Below are 12,064 nucleotides of genomic sequence, written 5' to 3'. Positions count from 1 at the left end.
GATGCCGCAATTGACGCCCGTTCTGCATCGCCAGAGAATCGGCGCAGTCGAACATGGCCTGTTCGCCGCCCGCAGTGTTGGCGTGGCGGCACGGCCTGGCCACCCACCGGAGACCCGCATCTTGAAGACCCTGCGTTCCTTCGCGCTCGCCGCACTGTCCTGCCTTGCCCTCAGCGCGCCGGTATCGGCAGCGCCCGGTGTGAATGCCAAGGAGATCGTCGTCGGCACTGTTTCGGACCTCTCCGGTCCGATCGCGATGCTCGGCGTGCCCGTGCGCGACGGCATGCTGATGCGCTTCGACGAGGTCAATGCCGGCGGTGGCGTCCATGGCCGCCAGATCCGCCTGGTCGTGGAGGATGCGGGCTACGATCCCAAACGCGCCGTGCTTGCCGCGCGCAAGCTGGTGCAGCGCGACCAGGCCTTTGCCTTCATCGCCAACATGGGCACGCCGGTAGTGATGGCGACCATGCCGATCATCGTCGATGCCGGCCGCCTGCACCTGTTCCCGTTCTCGCCCCACCGCGCCACCTACGAACCGCTGCACCCGCTCAAGTTCCAGAACTTCGCGCCCTACTTCGACTACATGGAGGCGGCCACCCGCCACATGGTCGAGCAGCGCGGCTATGCGCGCACCTGCCTTCTCTATCAGGACGACGACTACGGCCTGGAAGTGATGAAGGGGGTCGAGGCCGCGCTCGCCCGGCTCGACCGCGAACTGGTCGAGCGCACCAGCTACAAGCGCGGCGCCACCGATCTGTCGAGCCAGATTGCACGCTTGCGTGCCGCACGCTGTGATCTCGTCGTTCTCGCCACCGTGGTGCGCGAGACGGTGGCGGCAATGGCCGAAGCGCGCAAGATCGGTTGGGAGGTGGACATGCTGGTGACGGCCTCGGGCTACTCGGCGCAGACTCACGAACTGGGCGGTGCGGCGGTCGAGGGCCTGTATGGCGTGTCGGTGCTGCCCCATCCCTATGTCGAAGGCGCCAACAGCCAGCTCGCCGCCTGGGTCGAGCGCTACCGCGCGCGCTTCAAGGCCGAACCCAATGTATGGAGCGTGATGGGCTACACCCTGGCCGACCTCTTCGTGCGCACCGCCGAGGCCACCGGCCCCGAGCTGACGCAGGAGGCCTTTGCGCGCACCCTCGAGCGCATGCAGTTTTCCCGCGACTATTTCGGCAGCCCGAGTTACCGCTTCACGCCCGAGGACCATCTCGGCAATCGTCACGGCCGCCTGGCGCAGATCCGCGACGGGCGCTGGGTGCTGATCAGCGATTACCTGGAGTAAGCGGTGCCAGCGGTGAGGGTTGAAGGCGACGTGGCCTGGTCGATATCCAGGAAGCTCGCGGCTTGCGCCGCTCCTACGGCAGCCTGTCGGGGCCGATCGCCCCGGTAGGAGCGGCGTCAGCCGCGAGGGGTTGAAGGCGACGTGGCCTGGTCGATATCCGAAAAGCTCGCGGCTTGCGCCGCTCCTACGGCAGCCTGTCGGGGCCGATCGCCCCGGTAGGAGCGGCGTCAGCCGCGAGGGGTTGAAGGCGACGTGGCCTGGTCGATGTCCAAAAAGCTCGCGGCTTGCGCCGCTCCTGCGGAAGTTCGCACGCGCCACGCTGACGTGCGAATGAGGTACGCTTGGGGGCGTCCGCTCACTCCCGCCAGTATCGATGAATACGCCCCGCACGATCACCGTCGCCTTTACCGGCGCTTCCGGCATGCCCTATGGCCTGCGCCTGGTCGAGTGCCTGCTGCAGGCCGGCTGCCGTGTGTGGTTGCTGTATTCGCAGGTGGCGCAGATCGTCGCCCGCCAGGAGATGGGTTGGAGCCTGCCGGCGCGCGCGGCCGAGGTCGAGGCCGAGTTGTGCGCCCGGTTTGGTGCCGAGTCCGGCGCCTTGCGGGTGTTTGGCCGCGAAGAATGGTTCGCGCCGCCAGCGTCCGGGTCCAATCCGCCCGATGCCATGGTCGTGTGCCCGTGCACGATGGCCACGCTGGCCGCGGTCGCGGGGGGGCTCAGCCAGAACCTGATCGAGCGTGCTGCCGACGTCGTCATCAAGGAAGGCCGCAAGCTGGTGCTGGTGCCGCGTGAAACGCCGTACTCGGCGATTCATCTCGAAAACATGCTCAAGCTCGCCCGCATCGGCGTCTGCATCCTGCCCCCCAACCCCGGCTTCTACCATCATCCGCAGACTGTTCAGGACCTGGTTGATTTCGTCGTTGCGCGCATCCTCGATCAGCTCGGCGTGCCGCATGCATTGATGGCGCGCTGGGGAGAGGATCGCCTGCAGCACCATGATGGCGGGGCTGACCAGGGCTGAATCACGACCCGGGTTGCCATCAGGGCCGGCCCGCAAGGAGGCGCAACATGAACGAGCCCGTCCGGCTGCCGCTGTTCCCGCTCAAGACCGTACTCTTGCCCGGCGGCGTGCTGCCCTTGCGCGTGTTCGAGCCGCGTTACATGGACATGGTCACGCGCTGCATGCGTGAAAGCACCAGCTTTGGCGTCTGCCTCATCGCAGCCGGTGAGGAGGTGGGCGAGGCGGCGGTGCCGCATCCGGTGGGAACGGAGGCGCGCATCGAGCAGTGGGACATGGCGCAGGCCGGGGTGCTCAACCTGCTTGCGCGCGGTGGTGCGCGCTTTCGCATCGAGGATCACGAGGTGGAGCGCGACGGCCTGCTTGTGGCCAGTGTGCGCTGGCTCGAGGAGCCTCCCGCGCAGCCGGTGCCCGATGCCCAGGCCGACATGCTGCCCTTGCTGCGTACGGTCGTCGCCGAACTGGGCGAGCGCCTGCCGCCGCCTCACCATTTCGAAGATGCAGGCTGGGTGGGCGCGCGCTACACCGAGTTGCTGCCCATCCCGCTGCTGGCCAAGCAGAAGCTGCTCGAACTCGACGACCCGCTCAGTCGCCTGGAAATCCTGCAGCAGTTCCTGCGTGAGCACGGATTGCTGCCAAACCTTGCCTGAACGGGAGCGGGTGCCGCTGATGCGGCGCTGCGATCAGTTCGCGAACAGATCCGGCGCCGTCAGTGCGTCGAGGATGCGCCTTACCGGCGTCGGCAATGCTGCAGCATCGAGCTCGCCAAGCGCCTGCCAGCTCATCGTGCCGGCCTCGCCGGCCATGGTGGGGGGCGCTGCGGGCTCGGCGTGCAGCACCACGGGCTGGAGCTCGAGTACGAAATGGGTGAAGGCGTGGCTGAGCGGCGCCAGCCCGTCACCCGGGGTGCAGCGCAGGCCAAAGCGCTCGTACGCCCAGGCGAGGACGTCCGTGCTGTGCTCGGGAATTTCCGGCAAGGCCAGCAACCCACCCCAGATCCCCGCCGGCGGACGGCGTTCGAGCAGGACACAAGCGTCGCGCACCACGACCGCGTAGCGTGCGCTGCGCCGTGGTACGGTCTTGCGCGGGCGTGGAGTCGGTAGTTCGGCGATGCGACCATCGCGATAAGCGACGCAGTCGTCCTGGAACGGGCAGCGCACACAGGCCGGTCGTGCGCGCGTGCACAGGGTCGCGCCCAGATCCATCTGGGCCTGGATGTAGCGGCCGATGTCGCGCTCGGGCAGCAGTGATTCCGCGAGCGTCCACAGCCGGTTTTCGACCGCCTTCTCCCCGGGGAAGCCGTCCACGCCGAAGATACGGCTCAGCACGCGCTTGACGTTGCCGTCGAGGATCGCACCGCGTTCGCCGAAGGCGAAAGCCGCGATCGCCGCCGCAGTGGAGCGGCCGACCCCGGGCAGGGTGGAGATCTCGGCTGCGGTGGTGGGGAAGCGCCCGCCGTGATCGCTCATGATGCGCTGCGCCGCACGATGCAGGTTGCGCGCCCGTGCGTAGTAGCCGAGCCCGCTCCACAGCGTCATCACGTCCTCGACCGGGGCGGCGGCCAGCGCCGCGACGTCGGGGAAGCGGACCAGGAAGCGCTGGTAGTAGGGGATCACCGTTTCAACCTGGGTCTGTTGCAGCATGATCTCGGACAGCCAGATCCGGTAGGGGTCGGTGCCGCCCTGCCAGGGCAGGTCATGGCGGCCGTGCTCGCGCTGCCAGGCAGTGAGGCGGGTGGCAAATTCACTCATGTAGCGGTTTTTCCGTGTGTTTTTCTCGCATCGGGGCAGTTGCGGTGTCGACGTTGTCGGCCGGCGCAGCGATAATCCGCGCTTCTTTCGCAATGCAGCAGAGCGCGGGCCGACCGTGCCAACCTTCTCCCATGACCCAACAGCAATTTTCCGGCGTCGACTTCCCGCGCCGCTTCCGCAACGCGCTCGGCATGTTCGCCACCGGCATTACCGTGGTGACGACGCGTACCCCGGCGGGTGAGCCGATCGGACTGACCGTCAATTCTTTCAATTCGGTGTCGCTCGACCCGCCGCTGATCGTGTGGAGCCTGTCGAACGACCTGCCAAGTCGTGGGCTTTTCGAGGCTTGCGAATACTACGCGATCAACGTTCTTGCCGAGGACCAGGTCGAACTCTCGCAGCGTTTCGCCAGCCGCCTTGACGACAAGTTCGCCGGCCTCGACTTCGAGACCGGCGTTGGCGGCGTCCCCTTGCTCAAGGGGTGCTGCGCGCGCTTCGAATGCCGCAACACTCAGCGTTACGAGGGCGGCGACCATCTCGTCTTCATCAGCGAGGTGCTCAGCTTCGACCGCGAGGAGCGCAAGCCGCTGGTGTACTTCGGCGGTGCCTACCGTCGCCTCGCGGACTGAAGCGCGCTGAAGCGCGCGGACGCGCTTCAGCGCGCCGGGCTGCCCTTGCGTGGGCGGCGCTCGTCAATGAGTTCGACGCGGTGAGGTAGCGAGGGGTCGAAGGCCAGCGCGAGCAGGGACAGGCGCAGCAGGGCTGCGTCGTGATCCTCGTTGCCGGCGCTCGGGCAGGTCGCCTCGCGGCAGAATGCGCCATCCGGGTGGAAGTTCCACGCGCCGGCAGGAACGATCGCGCACTCGGCAATCCGATCTTCCTCGAGTCTTACCCAGCACAGCAGCACGCCACGCGCGGTGTCCACCCGCGCCATGCCGACACCCGGGGCGACCTGAGTGGCATCCGCCAGCGGTGCGACCTCTTCATCGAGTGGGTAGCGCATGCGGCTCGCGCAGTCGCCGACGTCGATCGCCTTGGCGAACAGGCGGGCCGATACGCGATGGCCGCGTTCCAGCAAGACGCGCACCAGCGCGGATGCGGCGTGGCGCGCGAGCGGGCCGGTCTCCGCAGGCTCGCCGGCGTACTCCGGCTGGCGCACGAAGCTGGCATCGGGCCACGCGCCGACCGTCCCCACCCATGCCGCCGCGCTCAGCGTACCCAGCATGGGCACGGGCTTGGGAACTGGTGCGCCCGATGGGCCGAGGGCAATCAGCTCGCTGAGCACCGCGCCCAGGCTGCCGCCGGCCTGCAGGCGCTCGAGGAATTCGCCGATGCCATGCGGCATGCGGATCTGGTTGAAGAAGCCGGCCAGCATTTCGCGTGCGACAAGGTCGAGCAGTTCGCCGCCCAGTGCGAACGCCGCCGGGCCGTCGGTATGCGGGTCGAGCGTCAGGCGGCGATGGAACTCCGCGAAGCGGCTGTGGCGCGGCTCGAAATCGAGCAAGGGGGGCCATTCGATCAGCAGCCGGCGCAGGTGGGCGTCGGCCGCCTCCGCGGCCAGAGTGCGCTCGATGGCGAGGCGGCTGTCCACGTCGGGCTCGGGCCTGCCTTGGGCGGCCGCACAGGCCATGCTGAGGGCGCAGGCATGGGCTCGGGGGCTGTGGCTGGCTTCGTCGAGCAGGCGCTGTGCGGCGTGCTCGGGCGTGAGCCCCAGGACAGTGGCCCCCATCCACGCGCACGGGGGCAGCGACACCGCAACCCGGGTAATCTGCCCCTTCGCATTGCGCAACGCGCGGATGTGGATGACGTCGCTGTCGCCAGCGTCCTGCTGTTCCATGCTTGGTGTCTTTCTGTTGTGACTTCAGTTGCAAGCATAGCGCGACTGGCCCCGGGACGGCAGCTGTATTGTGCACTGCGGCATGCGTGATCGGCTCAGGCGCGGAGATGAGGCCGCAGGAACCTGCATCCATCCTGCACGCTCCGGATGCGCCAGAATCCGCGGCGGTGCTAGAATCCGCGGCGTAGATCGCGATATCCCACATCACACTCACACCAATCGAGGAAAAGCATGAACAAAGGTGAATTCGTCGAGGCCCTGGCCGACCGTCTGGATGTTTCCCGCGCGCAAGCCGACCGTGCACTGTCCGCCGTGCTCGACATCATCGCCGAGCAGCTGGGCAAGGGCGAGAAGGTTGCCTTCACCGGTTTCGGTTCCTTCGAGGTTTCCGAGCGTGCCGCCCGTACCGGCCGCAACCCGCAGACCGGCGCCACCATCGAGATCGCCGCGTCGAGCGTGCCCAAGTTCACTGCCGGCGCCACCCTCAAGGCCGCGGTCAACAAGTAAGCAGCAGCCGTATTCCGGGGCGCAAGCCCCCGCAGGCTGGGCAGGCGCGACAGTGCCTCCCCAGCCTTTTTCTTTTGTTTCAAAGATTTCTAGAGACAGTCGAGCGATTGGCGGTTATACTCCGCGTCGTTGTGCAATGCAGCAGCAGGGCCACCGCCGCAATTCGCGACGGACAGGGGATCAGGTAATCTCCACTCCATGGCCCGAGGGACTGTAACCACAGCCCCATCGCCCCCGACCTCCCGCCGATTTCATTCGTTCTTCCGATCGTCTGGCTCGTGACAACCGGTTGGTGCCGATGCGCGGTCTTTCCGACATTTTCGGTTTGACCGGCCACGCCCATCGCGTTCGCCATACCAGCGACTCCGCATCCTGCCTCGGCATAGCCCGGCAGGCTGTGGCGCGATGTCCTCGCGGCCCACTCAATGGGCCCGGACCCGCCGTCCTTCTTGCCTTCAAGAGGCCGGCACGCAATGAACAGGAAGTATCAGATGACGTTCCAGACCCTCGGCCTTGCCGCAGAACTCCTCAAGGCCGTCGAGCAGACCGGCTACACCACCCCTACGCCGGTGCAGATGCAGGCCATTCCCGCAGCTATCGCCGGCCACGATCTGCTGGTGTCCAGCCACACCGGTAGCGGCAAGACCGCGGCCTTCACGCTGCCCGCGCTGCACAAGATCATCGATCGCCGCCCGGCTCCGGGCAGCGGTCCGCGCGTGCTCGTGCTCACCCCCACCCGCGAGCTTGCGCTGCAGGTGGAGAAGGCCGTGCAGACCTACGGCAAGGCGCTGCGCTGGCTCAACACCGCCTGCCTGGTCGGCGGCGCGCCGATGTTCGCCCAGCTCAAGCAACTACAGCGTCAGTGCGACGTGGTCGTCGCCACCCCCGGCCGTCTGCTCGACCACCTCAACCGGCGCAAGGTCAAGCTGTCGGACGTCGAGGTGCTGATTCTCGATGAGGCCGACCGCATGCTGGACATGGGCTTCGCCGAGGACATCGACGCCATCGTCGCCGCGACGTCTTCCAAGCGCCAGACCCTGCTGTTCTCGGCTACGCTCGACGGCGTGGTCGGCAGCATGGCCGAACGCATGACGCGCAATCCGCAGCGCATCGAGATCGAGGTCGCACAGCAGGACCGTGGTCAGATCGAGCAGCGCCTGATGTTCGCCGATGACCTTGGTCACAAGAACCGCCTGCTCGAGGCGCTGCTCGGTGCAGAGGGCCTCAACCAGGCCGTGGTCTTCACCGCGACCAAGAGGAGCGCCGACGAGCTGTCGCTGTCGTTGCAGGAAAAAGGCATTGCCGCCGCTGCGTTGCATGGCGACATGCACCAGACCCAGCGTAACCGCACCCTCGACCGCCTGCGCCAGGGCCGCATCGGCGTGCTGGTGGCGACCGACGTCGCCGCGCGCGGCATCGACGTTGCCGGCATCAGCCACGTCATCAACTTCGACCCGCCGCGCCAGGCCGAAGACTACGTGCACCGCATCGGCCGCACCGGCCGTGCGGGGCGCGATGGCGTGGCGATCACGCTCTCCGGGCCGCGCGAAACCGGCCTCATCCGTGCCATCGAGCGCTTCACGGGCGACCGCCTTGCGGTGCACACCATTCCCGGCATGGAGCCGTCGCCGCGCAAGCCTGCTGGCCCGCGTCCGGCTGGCAACGGTGGTCGCCGCTTCGGCAGCGGCGGTGGCTTCGGCCGTCCGGGTGGTGACGCACGCCGCAGCGGTGGCGGCTTTAGCCGCGACGGCCACCCCTCGCGCAGCGAGCGCAGCCACGGCGACCGCCGCTCGCGCGGCTGAGCGTAAGGACGCTCAGTCGGGAATCGCCGAACTGTCCGCCACCACAACGGCGAACAGGTCGGCGAGCGCGGCGAGCGCAGCGGACTGCAGGCTTGCCGCCTCGACCACGCTGCCGTCGGCTGCGGGTAGCGCCCGGGTTGCAGTGGCTGCGGCGGGTACGGTCACTGCATAGCCGAGGTTGAAGGCACCGCGCGCGGTGGAGTTGATGCACATGTGCGTCATGAAGCCCGTGATCACCAGGTTGTTGACGCCAGCGGCTTTCAGGCGCGCATCGAGGTCGGTGCCGACGAAGGCGTTCGGGTAGTTCTTGACCACCACCGCCTCGCCGGCAGCCGGCGCGACCTTATCGGCGATTGCGCCGCACTCGGCGCTCGGGTCGTAGGGCGAGCCCGGACCGGCGTCGTGCTGGATGTGCACGACCGGGATCTTCAGCGCACGCGCACGCGCCAGCAGCCGCGCGCACTCGTCCAGCGCCGGCTCTACCCCCTGGAGTTGCATCACGCCGTTGCGGTAGGTGTTCTGGGCATCGACGATGACCAGTGCCGACTCCGACAGACGGGCCGGTGTTGCCGGCAGCCCCGAAAGCGCGCGCAGGGTGGTGGAAGCGGTACTCATCGACAGTCTCCTTGTGTGGTCGAGGAACAATCCAATCAGGCTACCCGCGGCGTGACGTCTGCGTAAATGTACATTCCTGCCTTACACTGCGGCATTTTTGCAGGGGGTGTCGGGCATGAACTGGGACGATCTGCGCTTTCTCGTCACCCTCGGCAGGGAGGGTACGCTGGCCGCCACGGCGCGCCAGCTCGGCGTGGATCAGACCACCGTTGCCCGCCGCCTGCGCGCGCTCGAGCAGAGCCTGGGGACGCCGCTGTTCGAGCGTGACGAAGGCCTGTGGCGGCCTACCGCAGTCGGTAACCGGGTGCTCGAGAGAGCGGGCCGGATCGAGGAGGATGTGGCGGGAATCGGCCGCCTGGCCGAGGCCGATGCGGGCAAGGTCGGCGGCGTGCTTCGCGTCACCGCAGTGAGTGCGCTGATCGCCGACTGGCTGGTGCCGCGGCTGGCGGATTTCTATGCCCGCCACGGCGAGGTCCGGGTCGATCTGGTGGCCAGCAACGACAACCTCAACGTTGCGCGGCGCGAGGCCGACATTGCCATCCGCCTGGCTCGTCCGGCGAGCGGTGACTTTCTCATGCGCAAGCTGGCGGACATGGGCTTCGCGCTCTACGGTGCAGCGCGCGGCGATCTGGCAGTCAGTGCCGGCGATTGGGTGGCCTACGGCGAGGATCTCGATCACACGCCTGAGATGCGGCGCCTGCAGGCCATGCTCGGCAGCGGTCGCATCCGGCTGCGTACCAATGACGTGCGCGCCTTGCTGCAGGCCGTCGCTGACGGTATCGGCCATGGTCTGCTGCCGTGCTTCGTGGCTGACCGCCACCCCGGCCTGGTGCGCCTGTCCGGTCCGGCGCCGATCCTGAGCCGGGAGCTGTGGATGCTGATTCATCCCGATGCGCGTCCGCTGGCGCGTGTCGCCGTGATGGCCGACTGGCTGGTGGAGCGCTTCGCCGCCGATGCGGATGGTCTGCAGGGACGGCTGGGCGCCGGTCGGCCCAATGCACGATGACGCCGATCGCGGTGGCGGCCGACGGTATCAGCAGATCCGCGGCAGTGGTTCGCCCGCCAGCCAGTCCAGCATGCGCCGTCCGCCCAGGCAGGTACGCAGCTGCACGAAACCTTGTGGATCGATGCACACCTCGCCGATGCAGGCTGCCTCACCACCGAGGGGATGGGCGCGCATCGCCGCCAGCAGCGAGGCAGTGGCGTGGGGTGCGCAGATCAGCACCAGCTTGCCCTCGTTGGCAAGATTGAGCGGGTCGAGCCCGAGCAGCTCGCAGGCGGACTGCACCGCCGGCGACACGGGGATGCTCGCCTCGTCGACCAGCATGCCGACACCCGACTGCGCGGCAATCTCGTTGAGCGTGCTCGCCAGCCCGCCGCGGGTGGGGTCGCGCAGCACGTGGATGGCGCTTGCGTCGGTCGCAGCGTAAAGCGTTTCGACCAAGTCATGCAGTGCGGCGCTGTCCGAGCGGATTTCGGACTCGAAGGCCAGCGCTTCGCGCTGCGCCATGATTGCCATGCCATGATCGCCAAGGGTGCCTGACACCAGGATTGCATCGCCGGGCTGCGCCCGCGCGCCGCCCGGATCGCGCCCTGCGGGCAGTGCTCCGACCCCGGTGGTGGTGATGAAGATGCCGTCGCCCTTGCCGCGCTCGACGACCTTGGTATCGCCGGTTACCACCGCCACGCCTGCAGCTCGCGCCGCCGTCGCCATCGAGTCGACAATGCGTGCGAGCTCGGCGAGCGCGAAGCCCTCTTCTAGGATGAAGCTCGCCGCCAGGTAGAGCGGCCGCGCACCCATCACCGCGAGGTCGTTGATCGTGCCGTGTACCGACAGGCTGCCGATGTCGCCGCCGGGGAAGAACAGCGGGCTGACCACATGGGCGTCGGTCGCCAGTACCAGGCGCTCGCCCGCGGTGAGGGCAGGCAGTACTGCAGCGTCGTCACCGCGTGCAAGGTAGTCGTTGGCGAAGGCGCGTGCGAACAGTTCGGCTATGAGCTGGGCCATGGCCTGGCCGCCCGCGCCGAAGGCGAGGTCGACGCGGCCGTGCTTGAGGTCGATGGGCCGGCGATAGGCCGGATCGGGTGTGCTCATGGCTGTGTTCCAGTCGTGGCGGCTCGCTCCCGGTCGCGGAAGCGGCCATAGCTGAAGTGCGCGGCGCAGGCGCCCTCGGCAGAGACCATGCAGGCGCCGAGCGGGGTTTGCGGCGTGCAGACGGTGGCGAACAGAGCGCAGTCGCTCGGGCGCTTAGCGCCACGCAGGATAGCTGCGCACTCACAGGCCTTGTGGTCGGGTACCGGGCGGTCCTCGAGGGCGAACTTGAGCTCCGCGTCCCAGCGCGCGAAGGCGGGGCGGATGCGCAGCGCCGAATGCGGCAGGCTGCCGAGTCCGCGCCAGGCAAAGGCTTCGCGGCTTTCGAACACACCCTCGACCAGCGCTTGCGCCTTGCGGTTGCCCGTAAGGCTGACCGCGCGGGTGAATTCGTTCTCGACCGCCACGCGCCCTTCATTGACCTGGCGTAGCAGCATCAGGATGGCCTGCATGACGTCGAGTGGCTCGAAGCCGGCGATCACGACCGGCGTGTGATGGTGCTCTGCGACAAAGTCGTAGGGCGCACGGCCGATCACGGTGGATACATGCGCGGGACCGAGGATGCCGTCCAGGTGCGGGGCGTCGTCCCGGCCTGTCGCGGCCGCGCTCAGCAGGGCGTCTATTGCTGGCGGCGTCAGCACGTGGTTGCAGATGACGCTGAAGTTGTCGACCCCAAGGGCGCGGGCCTGTTCGATCACCACTGCGGTCGGGGGCGTGGTGGTCTCGAAGCCGATGGCGAAGAACACCACTTCGCGCCGCGGTTCGCGCTGCGCCAGGGAGAGTGCATCCGCGGCCGAGTACACCATGCGCACGTCCGCGCCCCGTGCCCGTGCCTTGTGCAGCGACAGTCCGGCCGAGGCCGGCACGCGCAGGCAGTCGCCGTAACTGCACAGGATCACGTCGGGGCGTGCCAGCGCCAGTCCGATCGCCATGTCGATACGGCCGATCGGCAGCACGCACACGGGGCAGCCAGGACCGTGGATCATGTGCACATTGGCCGGCAGCAGGTCGGTGATGCCATAGCGCGAGATTGCATGGGTGTGGCCGCCGCAGAATTCCATGAAAGCGTAGTTGCGCCCGGGGCGGGCGGCGTGCGCGATCGCACGCGCCAGTCCGGCCGCCAGCTGCGGGTTGCGAAACTCGTCGACGTATCTCAT

Annotated in this window: 11 protein-coding genes and 1 pseudogene; 7 read left to right on the top strand and 5 right to left on the bottom strand. The window is 68.0% G+C overall.

Going from position 1 to position 12,064, the window contains the following annotated elements:
- Positions 1–121 precede the first annotated feature (121 nt).
- The 3 genes from P7F68_RS13325 (at position 122) to P7F68_RS13315 (ending at position 2,953) form a co-directional block, all read left to right on the top strand.
- Positions 122–1,285 carry an ABC transporter substrate-binding protein gene (locus P7F68_RS13325; RefSeq protein ID WP_277833812.1) on the top strand — a complete coding sequence of 388 codons (1,164 nt, stop codon included), beginning with the start codon at positions 122–124 and terminating at the stop codon, positions 1,283–1,285.
- A 373-nt stretch (positions 1,286–1,658) separates the two neighbouring features.
- Positions 1,659–2,306: a flavin prenyltransferase UbiX gene (locus P7F68_RS13320; protein ID WP_002931792.1), complete on the top strand. Its 648-nt coding sequence runs from the start codon at positions 1,659–1,661 to the stop codon at positions 2,304–2,306.
- Between the two features lie 47 nt (positions 2,307–2,353).
- Entirely contained in the window at positions 2,354–2,953 is a 600-nt protein-coding gene (locus P7F68_RS13315; RefSeq protein WP_002940215.1) for an LON peptidase substrate-binding domain-containing protein, read from the top strand.
- 33 nt (positions 2,954–2,986) lie between these two features.
- Here the strand turns inward: P7F68_RS13315 and mutY are convergent, their stop codons facing one another.
- Positions 2,987–4,054, bottom strand: coding sequence for an A/G-specific adenine glycosylase (gene mutY, locus P7F68_RS13310; protein WP_002940214.1), 1,068 nt, complete (start codon positions 4,052–4,054; stop codon positions 2,987–2,989).
- A gap of 131 nt (positions 4,055–4,185) precedes the next feature.
- On the opposite strand from mutY, the gene P7F68_RS13305 reads away from it, so the two are divergent.
- The gene (locus tag P7F68_RS13305) at positions 4,186–4,683 is read left to right on the top strand and encodes a flavin reductase family protein (protein ID WP_002931796.1); all 498 of its coding nucleotides are present in this window, start codon (positions 4,186–4,188) and stop codon (positions 4,681–4,683) included.
- A 26-nt stretch (positions 4,684–4,709) separates the two neighbouring features.
- Here P7F68_RS13305 and P7F68_RS13300 read toward each other — a convergent pair whose 3' ends face one another.
- Positions 4,710–5,891, bottom strand: a complete 1,182-nt coding sequence (locus P7F68_RS13300; RefSeq protein WP_277833805.1) for a hypothetical protein — start codon at positions 5,889–5,891, stop codon at positions 4,710–4,712.
- Positions 5,892–6,119: 228 nt separating this feature from the next.
- On the opposite strand from P7F68_RS13300, the pseudogene P7F68_RS13295 reads away from it, so the two are divergent.
- Positions 6,120–6,398 (top strand): annotated as a pseudogene (locus tag P7F68_RS13295) (HU family DNA-binding protein); the annotation flags it as partial.
- Positions 6,399–6,889: 491 nt separating this feature from the next.
- On the top strand, positions 6,890–8,200 hold the full coding sequence (locus P7F68_RS13290) for a DEAD/DEAH box helicase (protein WP_002931806.1): 1,311 nt from the start codon (positions 6,890–6,892) through the stop codon (positions 8,198–8,200).
- A gap of 12 nt (positions 8,201–8,212) precedes the next feature.
- Here the strand turns inward: P7F68_RS13290 and P7F68_RS13285 are convergent, their stop codons facing one another.
- Entirely contained in the window at positions 8,213–8,815 is a 603-nt protein-coding gene (locus tag P7F68_RS13285) for a cysteine hydrolase family protein (RefSeq protein ID WP_277833803.1), read from the bottom strand.
- 115 nt (positions 8,816–8,930) lie between these two features.
- On the opposite strand from P7F68_RS13285, the gene P7F68_RS13280 reads away from it, so the two are divergent.
- Complete coding sequence (locus P7F68_RS13280) at positions 8,931–9,821, top strand: LysR family transcriptional regulator (RefSeq protein WP_277833801.1); 891 nt, start codon at positions 8,931–8,933, stop codon at positions 9,819–9,821.
- Between the two features lie 27 nt (positions 9,822–9,848).
- Here the strand turns inward: P7F68_RS13280 and hypE are convergent, their stop codons facing one another.
- On the bottom strand, positions 9,849–10,910 hold the full coding sequence (hypE, locus tag P7F68_RS13275; protein WP_002940203.1) for a hydrogenase expression/formation protein HypE: 1,062 nt from the start codon (positions 10,908–10,910) through the stop codon (positions 9,849–9,851).
- Entirely contained in the window at positions 10,907–12,064 is a 1,158-nt protein-coding gene (hypD, locus tag P7F68_RS13270; RefSeq protein WP_277833798.1) for a hydrogenase formation protein HypD, read from the bottom strand. The genes hypE and hypD overlap by 4 nt, the downstream gene beginning before the upstream one ends.

The sequence above is a fragment of the Thauera mechernichensis genome (genome assembly GCF_029588855.1).
Classification (GTDB): domain Bacteria; phylum Pseudomonadota; class Gammaproteobacteria; order Burkholderiales; family Rhodocyclaceae; genus Thauera; species Thauera mechernichensis.
This window is presented reverse-complemented; position numbering and strand designations above follow the sequence as displayed.

Bases quoted from the DNA above. Each gene is read 5' to 3' on its own strand.
- P7F68_RS13300 (WP_277833805.1), bottom strand. From the start codon at position 5,891: ATGGAACAGCAGGACGCTGGCGACAGCGACGTCATCCACATCCGCGCG.
- P7F68_RS13305 (WP_002931796.1), top strand. From the start codon at position 4,186: ATGACCCAACAGCAATTTTCCGGCGTCGACTTCCCGCGCCGCTTCCGC.
- P7F68_RS13320 (WP_002931792.1), top strand. From the start codon at position 1,659: ATGAATACGCCCCGCACGATCACCGTCGCCTTTACCGGCGCTTCCGGC.
- hypE (WP_002940203.1), bottom strand. From the start codon at position 10,910: ATGAGCACACCCGATCCGGCCTATCGCCGGCCCATCGACCTCAAGCAC.
- P7F68_RS13290 (WP_002931806.1), top strand. From the start codon at position 6,890: ATGACGTTCCAGACCCTCGGCCTTGCCGCAGAACTCCTCAAGGCCGTC.
- hypD (WP_277833798.1), bottom strand. From the start codon at position 12,064: ATGAGATACGTCGACGAGTTTCGCAACCCGCAGCTGGCGGCCGGACTG.
- P7F68_RS13280 (WP_277833801.1), top strand. From the start codon at position 8,931: ATGAACTGGGACGATCTGCGCTTTCTCGTCACCCTCGGCAGGGAGGGT.
- P7F68_RS13285 (WP_277833803.1), bottom strand. From the start codon at position 8,815: ATGAGTACCGCTTCCACCACCCTGCGCGCGCTTTCGGGGCTGCCGGCA.
- mutY (WP_002940214.1), bottom strand. From the start codon at position 4,054: ATGAGTGAATTTGCCACCCGCCTCACTGCCTGGCAGCGCGAGCACGGC.
- P7F68_RS13315 (WP_002940215.1), top strand. From the start codon at position 2,354: ATGAACGAGCCCGTCCGGCTGCCGCTGTTCCCGCTCAAGACCGTACTC.